15 protein-coding genes and 2 tRNA genes are annotated in these 18,042 nt (G+C 59.7%); 13 read left to right on the top strand and 4 right to left on the bottom strand.

Features of this window, described 5'->3' with window-relative positions:
• Window positions 1–9: 9 nt before the first annotated feature.
• The 7 genes from hfq (at window position 10) to AC1DXW_RS18040 (ending at window position 8,651) form a co-directional block, all read left to right on the top strand.
• Entirely contained in the window at window positions 10–270 is a 261-nt protein-coding gene (gene hfq / locus AC1DXW_RS18070) for an RNA chaperone Hfq (protein ID WP_007902656.1), read from the top strand.
• A gap of 12 nt (window positions 271–282) precedes the next feature.
• Window positions 283–1,584, top strand: coding sequence for a ribosome rescue GTPase HflX (gene hflX, locus AC1DXW_RS18065; protein WP_046039823.1), 1,302 nt, complete (start codon window positions 283–285; stop codon window positions 1,582–1,584).
• Between the two features lie 96 nt (window positions 1,585–1,680).
• Window positions 1,681–2,856, top strand: coding sequence for an FtsH protease activity modulator HflK (hflK, locus tag AC1DXW_RS18060; RefSeq protein ID WP_477753167.1), 1,176 nt, complete (start codon window positions 1,681–1,683; stop codon window positions 2,854–2,856).
• Entirely contained in the window at window positions 2,856–3,725 is an 870-nt protein-coding gene (gene hflC / locus AC1DXW_RS18055) for a protease modulator HflC (protein WP_007973264.1), read from the top strand. The genes hflK and hflC overlap by 1 nt, the downstream gene beginning before the upstream one ends.
• A gap of 310 nt (window positions 3,726–4,035) precedes the next feature.
• Window positions 4,036–5,223 carry an ATP phosphoribosyltransferase regulatory subunit gene (locus AC1DXW_RS18050; protein ID WP_477753168.1) on the top strand — a complete coding sequence of 396 codons (1,188 nt, stop codon included), beginning with the start codon at window positions 4,036–4,038 and terminating at the stop codon, window positions 5,221–5,223.
• 54 nt (window positions 5,224–5,277) lie between these two features.
• The gene (locus AC1DXW_RS18045) at window positions 5,278–6,567 is read left to right on the top strand and encodes an adenylosuccinate synthase (RefSeq protein ID WP_477753169.1); all 1,290 of its coding nucleotides are present in this window, start codon (window positions 5,278–5,280) and stop codon (window positions 6,565–6,567) included.
• 149 nt (window positions 6,568–6,716) lie between these two features.
• Window positions 6,717–8,651 carry a methyl-accepting chemotaxis protein gene (locus AC1DXW_RS18040; RefSeq protein WP_477753170.1) on the top strand — a complete coding sequence of 645 codons (1,935 nt, stop codon included), beginning with the start codon at window positions 6,717–6,719 and terminating at the stop codon, window positions 8,649–8,651.
• A gap of 120 nt (window positions 8,652–8,771) precedes the next feature.
• Here AC1DXW_RS18040 and AC1DXW_RS18035 read toward each other — a convergent pair whose 3' ends face one another.
• The 4 genes from AC1DXW_RS18035 to AC1DXW_RS18020 all read right to left on the bottom strand — a co-directional run bounded on the left by AC1DXW_RS18035 (window position 8,772) and on the right by AC1DXW_RS18020 (window position 11,960).
• Window positions 8,772–10,328 carry an ABC transporter permease gene (locus tag AC1DXW_RS18035; RefSeq protein ID WP_477753171.1) on the bottom strand — a complete coding sequence of 519 codons (1,557 nt, stop codon included), beginning with the start codon at window positions 10,326–10,328 and terminating at the stop codon, window positions 8,772–8,774.
• Window positions 10,328–11,338: an extracellular solute-binding protein gene (locus AC1DXW_RS18030; protein ID WP_477753172.1), complete on the bottom strand. Its 1,011-nt coding sequence runs from the start codon at window positions 11,336–11,338 to the stop codon at window positions 10,328–10,330. Before AC1DXW_RS18030 ends, AC1DXW_RS18035 begins: the two co-directional genes overlap by 1 nt.
• Before the next feature lie 281 nt (window positions 11,339–11,619).
• Window positions 11,620–11,706 (bottom strand) — tRNA-Leu (locus AC1DXW_RS18025).
• Window positions 11,707–11,873: 167 nt separating this feature from the next.
• A tRNA-Leu gene (locus AC1DXW_RS18020) sits at window positions 11,874–11,960 on the bottom strand.
• 224 nt (window positions 11,961–12,184) lie between these two features.
• On the opposite strand from AC1DXW_RS18020, the gene rnr reads away from it, so the two are divergent.
• The 6 genes from rnr to rplI all read left to right on the top strand — a co-directional run bounded on the left by rnr (window position 12,185) and on the right by rplI (window position 17,970).
• Complete coding sequence (gene rnr, locus AC1DXW_RS18015) at window positions 12,185–14,821, top strand: ribonuclease R (protein ID WP_477753173.1); 2,637 nt, start codon at window positions 12,185–12,187, stop codon at window positions 14,819–14,821.
• Window positions 14,818–15,585 carry a 23S rRNA (guanosine(2251)-2'-O)-methyltransferase RlmB gene (gene rlmB, locus AC1DXW_RS18010; protein ID WP_477753174.1) on the top strand — a complete coding sequence of 256 codons (768 nt, stop codon included), beginning with the start codon at window positions 14,818–14,820 and terminating at the stop codon, window positions 15,583–15,585. The genes rnr and rlmB overlap by 4 nt, the downstream gene beginning before the upstream one ends.
• Before the next feature lie 307 nt (window positions 15,586–15,892).
• Window positions 15,893–16,315, top strand: a complete 423-nt coding sequence (rpsF, locus tag AC1DXW_RS18005; RefSeq protein ID WP_008048087.1) for a 30S ribosomal protein S6 — start codon at window positions 15,893–15,895, stop codon at window positions 16,313–16,315.
• Window positions 16,316–16,343: 28 nt separating this feature from the next.
• On the top strand, window positions 16,344–16,574 hold the full coding sequence (gene rpsR / locus AC1DXW_RS18000; RefSeq protein WP_002551829.1) for a 30S ribosomal protein S18: 231 nt from the start codon (window positions 16,344–16,346) through the stop codon (window positions 16,572–16,574).
• 36 nt (window positions 16,575–16,610) lie between these two features.
• Window positions 16,611–17,504: a hypothetical protein gene (locus tag AC1DXW_RS17995; protein WP_477753175.1), complete on the top strand. Its 894-nt coding sequence runs from the start codon at window positions 16,611–16,613 to the stop codon at window positions 17,502–17,504.
• 19 nt (window positions 17,505–17,523) lie between these two features.
• Complete coding sequence (gene rplI, locus AC1DXW_RS17990) at window positions 17,524–17,970, top strand: 50S ribosomal protein L9 (RefSeq protein ID WP_034149636.1); 447 nt, start codon at window positions 17,524–17,526, stop codon at window positions 17,968–17,970.
• The last annotated feature ends 72 nt before the right edge of the window (window positions 17,971–18,042 follow it).

Below are 18,042 nucleotides of genomic sequence, written 5' to 3'. Positions count from 1 at the left end.
GTGCGGCACATGTCAAAAGGGCATTCGCTACAAGACCCTTACTTGAATACGTTACGTAAAGAGAAAGTTGGGGTGTCCATCTACCTGGTCAACGGTATCAAACTGCAAGGCACGATCGAGTCTTTCGACCAGTTCGTTATCCTGCTGAAAAACACCGTCAGCCAAATGGTCTACAAACACGCTATCTCTACAGTGGTGCCGGTTCGTCCAATTCGTCTGCCTAGCGCAACCGAATCCGAAGCAGGTGACGCTGAGCCAGGTAACGCCTGATAGGAGTCTCCTTTGTTCTTTGAGCGCCACGGTGGTGGTGAGCGAGTAATCCTCGTTCACTTGGATGGACAGGACCCTGAGGCGCGCGAAGATCCGCAGGAGTTTCAGGAATTGGCTAACTCGGCGGGTGCCGAGACCGTCGCGTTTTTTAACGTGCCGCGTCATCGGCCAACCGCCAAGACCCTGATTGGCAGTGGCAAGGTCGAGGAACTGCGCGACCTGGTCAAAGCCGAACAGGCCGATCTGGTGATTTTCAATCACATCCTCACACCCAGTCAGGAACGTAACCTCGAACGTGTTTTCGAGTGTCGCGTGATCGACCGTACCGGTCTGATTCTCGATATTTTCGCCCAGCGCGCCCGTACCCATGAAGGCAAGCTCCAGGTCGAACTGGCCCAGCTTGACCACATGAGCACCCGGCTGGTTCGTGGCTGGACTCACCTTGAGCGCCAGGGTGGCGGTATCGGTATGCGTGGCCCGGGTGAAACCCAGCTGGAAACCGACCGCCGTTTGCTGCGGGTTCGCCTGCGGCAGATCAAGGGTCGGCTGGAGAAAGTGCGCAGCCAGCGAGAACAGTCGCGCCGTGGCCGATCGCGTGCGGATATTCCTACCGTGTCTCTGGTGGGGTACACCAACGCCGGTAAATCCACGCTCTTCAATAACGTGACGAAATCCGACGTCTACGCAGCTGACCAATTGTTTGCCACGCTGGACCCGACCCTGCGTCGTCTGGATATAGACGATCTGGGGCCGATTGTCCTGGCGGACACTGTGGGTTTCATTCGCCACTTGCCCCACAAGCTGGTCGAAGCATTTCGGTCTACCCTCGAAGAGTCGAGCAACTCCGATCTGTTGTTGCACGTGATCGATGCGGCCGAACCAGATCGCATGTTGCAGATCGAGCAGGTAATGGTGGTGCTCGGCGAGATTGGTGCTCAGGACTTGCCGATCCTCGAGGTCTATAACAAACTCGATTTGCTTGAAGGCGTTGAGCCACAAATCCAGCGCGACGAAAACGGCAAGCCCCAACGGGTCTGGCTGTCGGCGCGTGATGGCAGTGGTCTGGAATTGCTTGAGCAAGCCATTGCCGAGTTACTGGGCAGTGAATTGTTTGTCGGTACCTTGCGCTTGCCGCAACGATTCGCTCGACTGCGTGCGCAGTTCTTCGAACTCGGTGCGGTGCAGAAAGAAGAACACGACGAAGAAGGCATCAGTTTGCTGGCCGTTCGTTTGCCCCGGGTCGAGTTGAATCGACTGGTAAGCCGCGAGGGATTGCAGCCGATGGAGTTCATCGAGCAACACACTTTGCAATAAAAGCCTGGGAAAGCGGTTGTGCCGTGGTGACAGGCATTCTGTAGCATTGGTCGGCGCGCCGTGGGTGCGTCTTTGCTTTATCAGATGGAGAGCGCTATGGCTTGGAATGAGCCGGGTGGCAACTCGAATAATCAGGATCCTTGGGGTGGCAAGCGTCGTAACAACGGCGACCGCAAGGGGCCACCGGATCTCGACGAGGCCTTCCGAAAGCTGCAGGAAAGCCTGAACGGTTTGTTCGGTGGCGGTAAGAAACGTGGTGGCGACGACGGCGGTGGTCCGGGCAAGAGTGGCGGCTTTGGCGGCCTGCTCGGTATCGGTCTGGTCGTGTTGGCCGCCGTTTGGCTGTACAGCGCGGTCTATGTTGTCGACGAGCAGGAGCAGGCAGTGGTGCTGCGCTTCGGCAAGTACTACGAAACCGTGGGTCCGGGCCTGAACATCTACTTCCCGCCGATCGACAAGAAGTACATGGAAAACGTCACGCGTGAGCGTGCCTACACCAAGCAGGGCCAGATGCTGACTGAAGACGAGAACATCGTCGAAGTGCCGCTGACCGTGCAGTACAAGATCAGCAACCTGCAGGACTTCGTGCTGAGCGTCGATCAGCCGGAAATCAGCCTGCAGCACGCGACCGACAGCGCCTTGCGCCATGTGGTGGGTTCCACCGCGATGGACCAGGTCCTGACCGAAGGTCGTGAGTTGATGGCCAGCGAGATCAAGGAGCGTCTGCAACGCTTCATGGACACCTACCGCACCGGTATCACCGTTACCCAGGTCAACGTTCAGAGCGCAGCGGCGCCGCGCGAAGTCCAGGAAGCCTTCGATGACGTGATCCGTGCCCGKGAAGACGAGCAGCGTTCGCGCAACCAGGCYGAAACCTATGCCAACGGCGTCGTGCCGGAAGCCCGTGGTCAGGCCCAGCGCATCCTCGAGGATGCCAATGGTTACCGAGATGAAACCGTCTCGCGCGCCAAGGGTGAGGCCGATCGCTTCACCAAACTGGTCGCCGAGTACCGCAAGGCTCCTGAAGTCACCCGCCAGCGTCTGTACCTGGACACCATGCAGGAAGTCTTCAGCAACACCAGCAAGGTTCTCGTGACCGGCAACAAGAACGGCCAGAGCAACCTGTTGTACCTGCCGCTGGACAAAATGGTCGAAAGTGGTCGCAATACCAGCACTCCAATGAGCGGTGCGGCAGCCACCAGCAATGAAGCGAATACGCGTGCGGCAGCAGATCTGCAGCAACAGCAAGCACGTACCAGGGAGAGTCGCTGATGAGCAATAAATCGCTGATCGCCCTTATTGTCGGCGTCGTCGTGGCGATCGCTGCCTGGAACTGCTTCTACATCGTGGCTCAGACCGAGCGTGCGGTGTTGCTGCAGTTCGGTCGCGTGGTCCAGACCGATGTTCAGCCAGGCCTGCATGTGAAAGTGCCTTACGTCAACCAGGTGCGTAAATTCGACGCACGCCTGATGACGCTGGATGCACCGACACAACGCTTCCTGACGCTGGAAAAGAAAGCCGTGATGGTCGATGCCTACGCCAAGTGGCGCGTGAAGGACGCAGAGCGTTACTACACCGCGACTTCCGGCCTCAAGCAGATCGCCGACGAACGTCTGTCCCGTCGTCTGGAATCGGGCCTGCGTGACCAGTTCGGTAAGCGCACCTTGCACGAAGTGGTGTCGGGTGAGCGTGATGCGCTGATGGCGGATATCACGGCTTCGCTGAACAAGATGGCTGAAAAAGAACTGGGCATCGAAGTGGTCGATGTTCGGGTCAAGACCATCGACCTGCCGAAAGAAGTGAACCGCAGCGTGTTCGAACGTATGAGCACTGAGCGTGAGCGTGAAGCTCGCGAGCACCGCGCCAAGGGTAACGAGCTGGCCGAAGGCATTCGAGCCGACGCTGATCGTCAACGCCGCGTGCTGCTGGCTGAAGCCTATCGTGAATCCGAGGAGGTTCGTGGTGATGGTGATGCCCAGGCCGCTGCGATCTATTCCAAGGCCTACGGTCAGGATCAGGAGTTCTACGCGTTCTATCGTAGCCTGCGCGCCTACCGTGAAAGCTTCGCGAACAAATCCGACGTCATGGTCCTCGACCCAAGCAGCGACTTCTTCCACTACCTGGAAAAAGCCAAGCCTTGATACGACGTTGACCTGAATCCTCCCGCCGGGCGGCTAAAACCTCTGGCGGGGTGATCCTTTGGGAAAACGTGTGTATGATGCGGCAGCCGGGAAATTCCCGGCTTTTTTGCGTCTGCATGTTTGATTGCTGTTTTTAAGCAGGTGCCGGGCCGATGGGCTCGACAGTTTTTCGAGGAAAGTGGTCAGCGAAGCCGGTAGAAGGGCTTTTCGCTCCGTCGCTCATGCGCGTGGTTTGCGCACAAGCCGATCATTTTCTGCTTCACTCAAGGATCGCCGACAGGCTGGTCGCCCGGATATAGGGGAAGGCGTAATGGCAACGGTAGACCGCTGGCTTCTGCCAGATGGCATCGAAGAAGTACTGCCACCGGAAGCTGCGCGTATTGAAGTCGCGCGCCGTCAGGTGTTGGATCTGTTCCAGAGCTGGGGTTACGAGTTTGTCGTGACTCCCCATATCGAGTACCTGGAATCCCTGCTGACCGGCGCGGGCCAGGACCTGGATCTGCGCACCTTCAAGGTCATCGACCCGCAATCGGGCCGGCAGATGGGTTTCCGTGCCGACATCACGCCGCAAGTGGCGCGCATCGATGCGCATACCCTGCGTCGTGAAGGCCCAAGCCGCCTGTGCTATGCCGGTAGCGTTCTGCACGCTCAGCCTCGTGCCCTGTCGTCCTCGCGCAGCCCGATTCAGCTAGGTGCCGAGTTGTACGGCGATGGCAGCCCAAGCAGCGACGTCGAAGTCATCAGCCTGATGCTCGCCATGCTGCAACTGGCCGATGTGCCGGATGTGCACATGGACCTCGGCCATGTCGGTATCTACCGTGGCCTGGCCCGCGCTGCCGGTTTGTCCGGTGAAGTCGAGCAACAGTTGTTCGATGCTTTGCAACGCAAGGCCATCGATGAGGTCATTACCTTGACCGAGGGCTTGCCTGCCGATCTGTCGGGCATGCTGCGGGCGTTGGTCGATCTGTGTGGCAATCGTGAAGTGCTGGCTGCGGCCCGCGAGCGCCTGGCCAAGGCTCCGGCCCCTGTTCTGGCAGCGCTGGACGACTTGCTGGCGATTGCCGAACGGCTGTCCGTGCGTTTCCCTGAGCTGCCGCTGTATTTCGACCTGGGCGAGTTGCGCGGTTACCACTACCACACCGGTGTGGTGTTCGCCGTGTTCGTACCGGGTGTTGGCCAGTCCATTGCCCAGGGCGGTCGTTACGACGACATCGGCGCCGACTTCGGTCGCGCCCGTCCGGCGACCGGTTTTTCCACCGATTTGAAAACCCTGGTGACCCTGGGGCGTGCTGAGATCGAGCTACCGTCTGGCGGTATCTGGATGCCTGACAGTACGGATGCAGCACTCTGGCAGCAGGTTTGCCAGTTGCGCAGTGAGGGTCAGCGTGTCGTTCAGGCCTTGCCTGGGCAACCTTTGGCCGCCGCCCGTGAAGCGGACTGCGACCGGCAATTGATTCAGCAGAACGGGCTTTGGCAAGTTTCGCCACTGGCTTCTTGAGTTTTCCTGCCGGCCGCCGCCGGCACCAAGTTTGCGCGAATGAGGACAAGTGTTATGGGTAAGAATGTCGTAGTCCTGGGCACCCAATGGGGTGATGAGGGCAAAGGCAAGATCGTTGATCTGCTGACCGAACATGCTGCCGCCGTAGTGCGTTACCAGGGTGGCCACAACGCTGGTCACACTCTGGTGATCGACGGTGAGAAGACCGTCTTGCACCTGATCCCGTCGGGTGTACTGCGCGAAGGCGTGCAGTGCCTGATCGGCAACGGCGTGGTGGTTGCACCTGACGCCTTGCTGCGCGAGATCACCAAGCTGGAAGAAAAAGGCGTTCCGGTGCGCGAGCGCCTGCGTATCAGCCCTTCCTGCCCGCTGATCCTGTCCTTCCACGTTGCGCTGGACCAGGCCCGTGAAAAGGCCCGTGGCGAGCTGAAGATCGGTACCACCGGTCGCGGCATCGGCCCGGCCTACGAAGACAAGGTTGCACGTCGTGGCCTGCGTGTGGGCGACCTGCTTAACATGCCGCGCTTTGAAGACAAGCTGCGTGAACTGGTGGATTACCACAACTTCATGCTGGTGGGTTACTACAAAGAGCCAGCCATCGAATTCGACAAGACCCTGGCCGAATGCAAAGAATACGCTGAGCTGCTCAAGCCGCTGATGCTGGACGTGACTGCCGAGCTGCACGACCTGCGTCGCGCAGGCAAAGACATCATGTTCGAAGGCGCCCAGGGTTCGTTGCTGGACATCGACCACGGCACCTACCCGTACGTGACCAGCTCCAACACCACCGCTGGCGGCGTTGCTACCGGTTCGGGTGTTGGCCCTATGTTCCTGGACTACATCCTGGGCATCACCAAGGCTTACACCACCCGTGTAGGTTCAGGTCCATTCCCGACTGAGCTGTTCGACGAAGTCGGTGCGCACCTGGCTAAACAAGGTCATGAGTTCGGCGCGACTACCGGCCGCGCTCGTCGTTGTGGCTGGTTCGACGCTGTTATCCTGCGTCGCGCTATCGATGTGAACAGCATCTCGGGCATCTGCCTGACCAAGCTGGATGTGCTCGACGGTCTGGAAACAATCAACATCTGCGTCGGCTACAAGGATGCGGAAGGTAATGGCGTTGCCCCGACTGACGCTGACAGCTACGTGGGCCTGCAGCCTGTGTACGAAGAAGTACCGGGCTGGACCGAGTCGACCGTGGGTGCCAAAACCCTGGAAGAGCTGCCAGCTAACGCCCGTGCTTACATCAAGCGCGTCGAAGAGCTGATCGGTGCGCCGATCGACATTATTTCGACGGGCCCGGACCGCAACGAAACCATCGTTCTGCGCCATCCGTTTGCTTGATAAGTCGTTGATGTAAAACACAAAGGCTCCTTAATCGGGGCCTTTGTCGTATTTGTCTGCAGGACGGCATGACCTTTGCTGTGAACATTAAAAAAGCATTGCTTCCGGCGTGCTATCAATTTAATGGCGCCAAAGCAGAGGGATTTCAGATGTCGGCCGTTCTCTCGTTGTTACAGAGCCGTTTGTTGCGGCCCGTGTTCGTTACCCTTGGTATCGCCCTTTTGGTGCAGGTGCTGGTAGCTGTTGCTCTGACCCGGAGCACGGTGACCGCGCTGGAAGCCGACTTGGGCCAGCGCCTGGGTGCGGACAGTCAAAAGCTTTCCGCTGAGCTTGAGCAGGCGGGGCGCGAAGTCACGTCGAGCCTCGACAGCCTCTCCACCAGTACGCGTCAGCGCCTGACAGCTGGTTTGTCCTCGCGACTGAAGGACGAACAGGCGCAGTTACGCTCAACGCTGGAAAAAGACCTGAAGGACTCCGCCAGCGACATGGCGCAGCTTCTGGCTTCCGTCGCGCCCCGCGCCATGTGGGACAACGACGTTCCGACACTTTCCGAGTTCGCCCGCCGGGCCCAACGCAATCCCAATGTGCTGTTCGTGGTGTATGACGACGCCACCGGCCAGCACCTGACGCGCTACCTCAACCGGGAAAACCCGATCAACAAGGCGCTGCTGGAAAAAGGCCAGGGCGAGCGTGCGCTGGACAAGGTGCTGGATGCGGCGAAGAGCGATCCTTCGGTCTTCTACGTCGAGGCTTCGATCAATCCCAATGGCGTGGAAATCGGCAAGGTCCTGATGGGGGTCTCGACTGCTTCGGTGGAGACTGATCTCGCGGCTCTCGACAAGCGCTTCTTGGCCCTGATCGCCAGCAGCGATCAGTTGGTGGGCGACAGCCTCAAAGGCGCGGCAGCCGACAGCGCCGCGGCCATGGGCTCGCGTCTGCAGTCAGCACAGTCCACGGCGGCTGAAATGAAAGCCAACACCACCAATACGGTGCAGGAAGCCGCTGCGACATTGCGCTGGCGCATCGGTGTGTGTCTGGCGGTGGTGGGTTTCGGTGTCCTGCTGTTGTTGGCGGTGGTGCTCGGTCGCCGAGTGGTCAATCGCCTGAAAATGCTGATCGTAGCCATGGATGACCTGGCGGCGGGCGAGGGCGATCTGACCAAGCGCGTGCAGATCAACAGCCAGGATGAAATCGGCGACATGGCCTCGGCGGTCAATCGCTTTGTGGACAAGTTGCAGCCGATCGTGCGCGAGGCGGGCGATGTGGCCCAGCGCACCGGCGTGGAAATTGGCGCCATGACCTTGCGCAACGCTGGTGCGGACGCAGCGGCTGGCATGCAGCGCGACGAGGTGGCGGAGAGTTTGCGCGCACTGTCGCAAATGGCTGATGAGGCGCAGTCGGAAAGCCACGCCATGCAGGCGGCGCTCAAGCAAGTCGTGGACATTCGCCAGGCCACCGATGAAAACACCCGGACCTCGGCGAAAGTCGGCAGCCTGATCGAGGAGCTGGCGGGGCAGGTCAACACCGGTGCGCAAGTGATCGAGCGCCTGGCGCAGCAAAGTGAGCAGATTGAAGTGGTGCTGACGGTGATTCACGGCATCGCCGAGCAGACCAACCTGCTGGCGCTGAACGCCGCCATCGAAGCGGCGCGTGCCGGTGAGACGGGGCGCGGGTTTGCGGTGGTGGCCGATGAGGTGCGGGCGCTGGCGAGCAAGACGCAGAGCTCCACTGGCGATATCCAGGCGCACATCGTAGCGTTGCAGCAAGGTGCGCGTGAGGCGGTGGCGGCGATTGGTCAGGCCGGGCGCCAGGCCAGTGAGGGTTTGCTGGTGCTGCGTGATAGTGCGCGGTTGCAGCAGTCGGTGCAGGCATCGGTCGAGCAGGTGCATGCGGCGATCGGTCTGGCCACTCAGGCCGCGGCGCATCAGGCGCAGGGCGCGCAGGCGGTGCGGGGGCGGGTCCAGACCATTCATGCCCAGGCCGAGAAGGCGGCACAAGCCGTTGTGGAGACCACGGCGAGCGGCAAGGTGCTCGATGGTCTGGCGGCGCAGTTGAAGGCGAGCCTGGGGCAGTTCAGGGCTTGATGCTTTGTCAGGGATGGCCTCATCGCGAGCAAGCTCGCTCCCACATTTGATCCGGGGTGTTCACAAGCTTTGTGTCCGCCATCGAAACCTGTGGGAGCGAACTTGCTCGCGATGGCGGTCTTAACGACTCAGATACATCCGGGTCGTCAGCAAATAGACCGGCAGCCCCGACACCAATATCAATAGCGCCGCATAAGGCGCCGCCGCCGCAAACTCCACATTCGCGGTATGTGCCCAGACTTCCGTTGCCAGTGTATTCAGCCCGGTTGGACTCAACAGCAAGGTCGCCGTCAGCTCCTTCATCGCATCCAGGAACACCAGGGCAAAAGCCGCCCCCAGCGCCGGGAAAATAATCGGCAGTGTCACTCGGCAGAAGGCACTGAATGACGAAGCCCCCAGTGTGCGAGCGGCCTCCTCAAGTTGTGGTGCCGCCTTGTTCAGGGCGGTGCGGATCGGCGCCTGGGCCAGTGGCAGAAACAGCAGGGCATAGGCGATCAGCAGCAAGGCGGACGTCTGGTAAAGCATCGGCACGTAGTGCAGGGCGAAATACACCAGGGTCAGGGCAATGACCAGCCCCGGCAGGGCGTGCAGTAGATACGGCAGGCGCTCGGCCCAGATCGCCAGTTGACCTTTGTAGCGCACGACCAGCAGGCCGACCGGCACCGCCAGCACCAGGCACAGCGCAGCGCCGCCCAGCGACAGTGCGAGGGATGACAGCAATGCTTCGCCGATTGCCGCCACGGGAAAGGCTGCCGATGATCCCACTGCCAACCAGTAGGCCAGCATGCCCAGCGGAATCCCGCTGCCAATGATTGCCAGCAGCAGGCAATAAAGCTGTCCCGCCACGGCCCAGGGGCCCAGTTGAACCTGTTCCGCGCGTCGCGCCGCACCTTGGCCGGTGCGCACGTGTCGACCCTTGCCGCGTACGCGCAGCTCCAGCCACAGCAGCACCAGGCACAACATCAGCAGTACGGCGGAGAGCATCGCCGCGTTGGCGTTGCTGAACTCCAGTTCGAACTGCTGATAGATCGCGGTGGTGAAGGTTTGCAGGCCAATGATCGACAGCGCGCCGAATTCCACCAGCATGTGCAGGGCGATCAGCAACGAACCCGCCAGCAGCGAAGGCCAGAGCAGGGGCAGGGTGACCTTGAAAAATACGCCCCAACGATTCTGCCCCAGTGTGCGCGCGGACTCTTCGAGGGACGGGTCAAGGTTGCGCAGCGTTGCCGCCACGGGCAGGAAAATCAGCGGGTATTTGGACAGGCTCATCACGAGGATGGCCCCGCCAAGTCCCTCGAAATGAGCGCTGAGGGAAACCCAGGTGAAGCTGCTGACAAATGCCGGAACGGCGAACGGCAAGCAGAGGATCACGCCCCACAATCGTCGGCCCGGCAGATTACTGCGCTCCAGCAACCAGGCCAGCGACAGGCCGATTACTCCGCAAGCAGCGGTGACGCCAATCATCAATGCGAGTGTGTTGCGCAGCAAGCCGAACACATAAGGTCGCCATAGCAAATGCAGCGCTTCTGCCCAGCCTGCCTGCCAGGTTTTCAGGCCGACGTACAGCAGAGGCAGGAGGCTGAGCACCACCAACAGCAACACGGGCAGTATCAGCCAGATAGACGGCCGCTTGCGCCGTGGTGCGTACGCGTGATGCGCGGACAGTGAGGCACCCATCAATTCAGGCCAACGTCACGTTCCAGGTCCAGCGCTTCTTCGGCGTTGCCGAGGTCGGCAGGCGTGACTTTTGGTGCTTCCAGTTCGCTGAACGGATTGAGCCCACGATCAGACTCCATGCCTTTGTGCAGCGGATATTCGGCGGTGGTCTGGGTGATCACACGCTGGCCTTCCTCGCTGGCCATATAGGCGAGCAATTGCTGGGCTTCTTTTGGATGTTTGCTGGATTTCAGGATGGCAGCGCTGGACACGGTGATCAGTCCACCGACATCGCCGCCGGTGAAGTAATGCAGTTTCGAATCGAGCTGGCCTTTTTCACGCTGCAAGGCGAACCAGTAGTAGTTGTTCACCAATACTGTTGAGACTTCGCCGTTTTCCACGGCTTTGAGCGCGACCATGTTGTTACTGTAGGTCTTGCCGAATGCGCGCAGCCCTGTCAGCCATTCTTCGGCAGCATCCATGCCGTGAACTTTGATGATCGCAACGGCCTGTTCCTGAAAGGCACCACTGGTGGGCACGAAGCCGACCTTGCCTTGCCATTTTGGATTGGAGAATTCCATCACCGACTTCGGCAGGTCTTTTTCATCGACCAGTTTCGGGTTGTAGGCCACAACGCGTACCCGGGCAGTCACGCCAATCCAGGTGCCATTGCCGGCGACGTATTCCTTGGGTAGAACGGCCAGCGTGGCGTCATCCGCCTTGGCCAGCAGGCCTTGTTCGCCGAGTTTGTTCAGTGGCGGCGACTCTTCGGTGTAGATCACGTCGGCGGGAGAGCGATCGCCTTCTTCGACGATCTGGCTGGCGAGCTGGTTGCTGCTGCCTTTGCGCACATTGACGTGGATCCCGGTCTTGGCTTCGAAGGCTTTGGCGACCGCGTCGCCGACTTCTTTGTGTTGACCGTTGTAGAGGGTCAGGGCAACCGGATCGGCGGCTTGGGTGAGGGGAGTGGCGAGCGCCAGGCCTAGCAGGGTAATGGTCAAGCCGCGGCGCAGGGTATTTCGAAACATCATTCGCAGGGTTCCTCACTGTCGCATTGCAAAAACTTGCAACAATGATAAACGATATTGTTTCTCAAATGCGCCTTGCGGGGCGTGTTAATCCTGTAGGAGCGAGCCTGCTCGCGATGGGCGTGAACGATGACGCGTGCTAACTGGATAAATGCGTCGTTTGGAAGTTTATCGCGAGCAGGCTCGCTCCTACCGGGGGCGGGTCATTTTCGGAAGGCCAGAAACGCAAAAACCCGCTTTCGCGGGTTTCTGTGAAATTCAAGGCCGTAACCTTGAATTTGAATTGGTGCCCAGAAGAAGACTCGAACTTCCACGACCTTGCGGTCACCAGCACCTGAAGCTGGCGTGTCTACCAATTTCACCATCTGGGCATTCATCTTCAGCGTTGCCGCTGTTGATGTGACGTACTATACGGAGAGCACTTTGATCTGTAAACCCCTGATTTTAAAATTAATAAACCAGTGGCCCAGAATGCAAAAACCCGCTTTCGCGGGTTTTTGTGTGAGCCTTGAAATTCATCTAATCTCAAGCTCGAAAGTGGTGCCCAGAAGAAGACTCGAACTTCCACGACCTTGCGGTCACCAGCACCTGAAGCTGGCGTGTCTACCAATTTCACCATCTGGGCAGTATCGGCAACGTCTCCGTCGTCGATGGCGCGCACTATACGGAGCGTCTTTTTAACTGTAAACCCCCGACATCAAAAAAACCTGGAAAATTTCGCCAGCGGTCTTCAAAACAGCTTTGTGGTGTCGATACAGGGCTTTAGATGGGGCGTCTTAGCCTGAAATTTCCCGTTTCATTACGCCTATGCCAAACTAACCCGCATATAGACAAGGTGAAAACTCTCTAATGGCCGATTGGCAGTCCCTCGATCCCGAGGCCGCTCGTGAAGCGGAAAAATATGAAAACCCTATTCCTAGCCGTGAACTGATCCTTCAGCACCTTGCTGATCGAGGTTCGCCTGCTAACCGCGAGCAACTGGTCGAAGAGTTTGGTCTGACTACAGAAGACCAGATCGAAGCCCTGCGCCGCCGTCTGCGCGCCATGGAGCGCGATGCTCAACTCATCTATACCCGTCGCGGCACTTATGCGCCGGTGGACAAGCTCGACCTGATCCTGGGTCGCGTCAGCGGTCACCGTGATGGCTTCGGCTTCCTGGTGCCGGACGACGGCAGTGACGATCTGTTCATGAGCCCGGCGCAGATGCGCCTGGTGTTCGATGGTGACCGTGCGCTGGCCCGTGTATCTGGCCTTGACCGTCGTGGTCGCCGCGAAGGCATGATCGTCGAGGTGGTGTCCCGCGCTCACGAAACCATCGTCGGCCGCTATTTCGAAGAGGGTGGCATCGGTTTCGTGGTTGCCGACAATCCGAAGATCCAGCAGGAAGTGCTGGTGACGCCGGGTCGTAACGCCAACGCGCAGATCGGTCAGTTCGTCGAAGTGAAGATCACTCACTGGCCGACGCCACGCTTCCAGCCGCAAGGCGACGTGGTTGAAGTCGTGGGCAACTACATGGCGCCGGGCATGGAAATCGATGTCGCCCTGCGTACCTACGACATTCCTCACGTCTGGCCTGATGCCGTGCTCAAGGAAGCCGGCAAGCTCAAGCCGGAAGTCGAAGAGAAAGACAAAGAGAAACGCATCGACTTGCGTCATCTGCCGTTCGTCACCATCGACGGCGAAGATGCCCGCGACTTCGACGATGCGGTCTATTGCGAAGCCCGTCCGGGCAAGCTGCGCCTGTTCTCGGGCGGCTGGAAGTTGTACGTGGCGATTGCCGACGTATCCAGTTACGTGAAGCTCGGTTCGGCACTCGATGCCGAAGCGCAGGTTCGCGGCAACTCGGTGTACTTCCCCGAGCGCGTGATTCCGATGCTGCCTGAGCAGCTGTCCAACGGCTTGTGCTCGCTGAACCCGCAGGTCGACCGCCTGGCCATGGTTTGCGAGATGACCATCTCCAAATCCGGCGAAATGACCGACTACTGTTTCTACGAAGCGGTGATCCACTCCCATGCGCGCCTGACCTACAACAAGGTCAGCGCCATGCTCGAAACGCCGAAGGCGACCGAGGCGCGCAAGCTGCGCGGCGAATACACCGACGTGGTGCCGCACCTCAAGCAGCTGTACTCGCTGTACAAGGTGTTGCTGGCGGCTCGCCATGTGCGTGGCGCGATCGATTTCGAAACCCAGGAAACCCGGATCATCTTCGGCTCCGAGCGCAAGATCGCCGAAATCCGTCCGACAATCCGCAATGACGCGCACAAGCTGATCGAGGAATGCATGCTGGCGGCCAACGTGGCCACCGCCGAGTTCCTGAAGAAACACGAAATCCCTGCGTTGTACCGCGTTCACGACGGCCCGCCGCCGGAGCGCCTGGAAAAACTGCGCGCGTTCCTTGGCGAGCTCGGCCTGTCCCTGCACAAAGGCAAGGACGGCCCGTCACCGAAGGATTACCAGGCACTGCTGGCTGGTATCAAGGATCGTCCGGATTTCCACCTGATCCAGACCGTCATGCTGCGTTCGTTGAGCCAGGCGGTGTACAGCGCCGATAACCAGGGCCACTTCGGCCTGAATTATGAGGCTTACACCCACTTCACCTCGCCGATCCGCCGCTACCCGGACTTGCTCACACACCGGGCGATTCGCAGCGTGATCCATTCGAAGCAGAACACCCCGCACGTTCGCCGTGCCGGTGCGATGACCATTCCGAAAGCGCGCATCTATCCGTACGACGAGGCGGCCCTGGAGCAACTCGGCGAGCAGTGCTCGATGAGCGAGCGCCGTGCCGACGAAGCGACCCGCGATGTGGTGAACTGGCTCAAGTGCGAGTTCATGAAGGACCGCGTGGGCGAATCGTTCCCGGGTGTGATCACCGCCGTGACCGGTTTTGGTCTGTTCGTCGAACTGACCGATATCTACGTCGAAGGCCTGGTGCACGTCACCGCGCTGCCGGGCGATTATTACCACTTCGATCCTGTGCATCACCGCCTGGCCGGTGAGCGTACCGGTCGCAGCTTCCGCCTGGGCGACACCGTGGAAGTGCGGGTCATGCGCGTCGACCTCGACGAACGCAAGATCGACTTCGAGATGGCCGAAAAAACCATCAGCGCACCGATCGGCCGCAAAAAACGTGGCACGGAAGCGGCAGCACCTGCGGCCCTCTCTACAAAAACAGTCGCAGAACCGGCCCCGGCGAAAACCGGTCGTCGTCCTGCCAAGGAAAAGGCGGTCGAGGCCTATCGCCCGAGCGATGCAGCGGCGAAAAACGCTGAAGTGCGCAAGAGCCGTGAAATGAAGCAGGCGTTGCTCGCCGGCGCGAAAAGCGGCGGTAAAGCGGCGTCTACGGGAAAGACCGGACGGTCGGCGCCTGAAAAGGCTGCCGGCGGCAAGCCAGCCAAACCGAGCAAACATCGTAAAGGCCCGCCAAAAGCGGGCTCGGCTCCAGCCAAGAGTGGCGGGGCGCGTAAACCTAAGGCCAAGCCATGAGTCAGTTGGAAAAGATCTACGGCGTACATGCTGTAGAAGCGTTGTTGCGTCACCACCCGAAACGCGTGAAGCAGATCTGGTTGGCCGAAGGTCGCAATGACCCTCGGGTCCAGGCACTGATCGAGCTGGCCAACGAAAACCGGGTCCAGGTCGGTCAGGCCGAGCGCCGCGAAATGGATGCCTGGGTTGAAGGCGTGCACCAGGGTGTGGTCGCGGACGTGAGTCCGAGCCAGGTCTGGGGCGAGGCGATGCTCGACGAGTTGCTCGATCGCACCGACGGCGCGCCGTTGTTGCTGGTGCTCGACGGCGTGACCGATCCGCACAACCTCGGCGCCTGCCTGCGTTCGGCCGATGCGGCGGGCGCGCTGGCAGTGATCGTGCCGAAGGACAAGTCGGCGACCCTGACTCCGGTTGTACGAAAAATCGCCTGCGGTGCGGCGGAAGTGATTCCGCTGGTTGCCGTGACCAACCTGGCGCGCACCCTGGAAAAGCTCCAGCAGCGCGGCTTGTGGGTTGTCGGTACGGCGGGGGAGGCCGAAGTCAGTCTTTATGACCAGGATCTCACTGGCCCGACCATCCTGATCATGGGTGCCGAAGGCAAGGGCATGCGTCGCCTGACCCGCGAACATTGCGACTATCTGGTGAATCTGCCGATGGCGGGTAGTGTCAGCAGTCTCAACGTTTCCGTGGCGACTGGCGTTTGCCTGTTCGAAGCGCAGCGTCAGCGCAGTGTCAAAGCCAAGGCTGCTGCCAAGAAGTCCTGATTAGCGCACGACCCACTGTAGGAGCGAGCTTGCTCGCGAAGGACTCAAGATCACCGCGGAGTATCAGCTTCCCCGCGTTATCGTTGACGACCTTCGCGAGCAAGCTCGCTCCTACAGTACCTTTTAGTGTCGGGGGTTGTTCAATTAATCACCAATTACCTTGCGCCTCCCTCGCCCCTTCTCTACAATTGCGCCCCTTGCTGTGATGGCAGGCACCAACGTGTCTAGCGTCCGCAAGTCCATAAGTGTCATTCACTCCTTGTCTGACCGCTTTTGAGCGGCAGGCTACAACCCGTAAGGAGCATTCATGCGTCATTACGAAATCATCTTTTTGGTCCACCCGGATCAAAGCGAGCAAGTCGGCGGCATGGTTGAGCGTTACACCAAGCTGATCGAAGAAGACGGCGGCAAAATCCACCGTCTGGAAGATTGGGGCCGTCGTCAACTGGCCTACGCAATCAACAATGTTCACAAGGCTCACTACGTGATGCTGAACGTTGAGTGCACTGGCAAGGCCCTGGCCGAGCTGGAAGACAACTTCCGCTACAACGATGCAGTGATCCGTAACCTGGTCATCCGTCGCGACGAAGCCGTTACCGGCCAGTCCGAGATGCTCAAGGCTGAAGAAAACCGCAGTGAGCGCCGTGAGCGTCGCGACCGTCCTGAGCACGAAGGCGCCGAAAGCGCTGATAGTGATGACAGCGACAACAGCGATAACGCTGACGAGTAATCCACGGACCTTTTAAGGAGCCAATTACATGGCACGTTTCTTCCGTCGTCGTAAATTCTGCCGCTTCACCGCTGAAGACGTGAAAGAGATCGATTACAAAGATCTCAACACTCTGAAAGCCTACGTATCCGAGACCGGCAAAATCGTTCCAAGCCGCATCACCGGTACCAAAGCTCGTTATCAGCGTCAGCTGGCCACCGCTATCAAGCGCGCCCGCTTCCTGGCCCTGCTGGCCTACACCGACAGCCACGGCCGCTGAGACCGGGCAGTCGACACGTAGCAAAGGATTGAATGCATGCGGGCCATAGCTGAGTTCATCATGCGCGGCCGTATGCAGGCCACTCTCGTAGTGGCTGGATGCGCGGCGATGCCGTTGTTGTATTGGTTGGGTGCTGCCGCCGGATGCCTTGTGCTCCTGCGGCGCGGATTGAGGGACGCCCTGGGCGTTCTTGCTCTGGGACTGCTGCCGGCATTGGCCTGGTGGCTTTACTCCGACGACCCACGGGTACTTCTGGTGCTGCTGGGGTCTGCGAGCCTTGCGTTGGTTTTGCGCGCAAGCGAGTCCTGGAACCGCGTGCTGCTGGTCAGCATAGCGATGGGAGTGGTGTTTTCAGTGGTGTTGGGGACAGCTTTTGCTCCCCAGATCGAGATGCTGGCGCAGGCTTTGATCAAAGTCATGCCGTCGCTACTCGGCGATGTCTACCAGAAGTTGTCGGTAGACGAACAAGCGCGTTTCGCGTCCCTGATTGCACCGGTCCTGACCGGCCTGATTGCGGCGTTGTTGCAAATCGTCAGCTTGCTGAGCCTGCTTGTCGGGCGTTACTGGCAGGCGTTGTTGTACAACCCGGGCGGTTTTGGTCGCGAGTTTCGCGCCATCCGCTTCCCGCTGTTGCCGGCGATGTTGCTGCTGGCGTGCATGCTTCTGGGGCCGAACATCGGTCCGCAGATGGCCATGTTGACGCCGTTGTGCAGCGTACCGCTGGTGTTCGCCGGGCTGGCCCTGATTCACGGGCTGGTGGCGCAGAAGCGACTGGCCAGGTTCTGGCTGGTGGGGTTGTACGTGACGCTGTTGCTGTTCATGCAACTGATCTATCCGTTGCTGGTGGTCTTGGCCATCGTCGACAGCCTGATTGATTTTCGCGGTCGTTCGGCACCGAAAGATGCCGATAACGCGAACGGTGAAGGTTAAAAGTTAAGAGGATTTTCACATGCAACTGATCCTTCTGGAAAAAGTCACCAACCTGGGCAACCTGGGTGACAAAGTGAACGTTAAGGCTGGTTACGGTCGTAACTACCTGCTGCCTTACGGCAAAGCTACCGCTGCGACCCCAGCCAACCTGGCTGCGTTCGAAGAGCGTCGCGCTGAGCTGGAAAAAGCTGCAGCAGATCGTAAATCGTCGGCTGAAAGCCGCGCTGCCCAACTGGCCGAGCTGGAAGTGACCATCACTGCCACCGCTGGCGACGAAGGCAAGCTGTTCGGTTCGATCGGTACTCACGACATCGCTGACGCACTGACCGCCTCCGGCGTTGAAGTGCAGAAGAGCGAAGTTCGTCTGCCGAACGGCACCATCCGCAACGTAGGCGAATTCGACGTAGCCGTGCACCTGCACGCCGAAGTTGAAGCCACCGTACGCGTTGTCGTGGTAGCAGCTTAAGCAGCACTTGTCGGCTGGCACCCTCGGGTGCTTGCCGGTAACATCGGGCACGATCCTGTTTACAGGTCGTGC

The sequence above is a fragment of the Pseudomonas sp. P4_C4 genome, assembly GCF_056402055.1.
The sequence above is the reverse complement of the archived record's forward strand: the minus strand, read 5'-3'. Positions and strand labels throughout refer to the sequence as shown.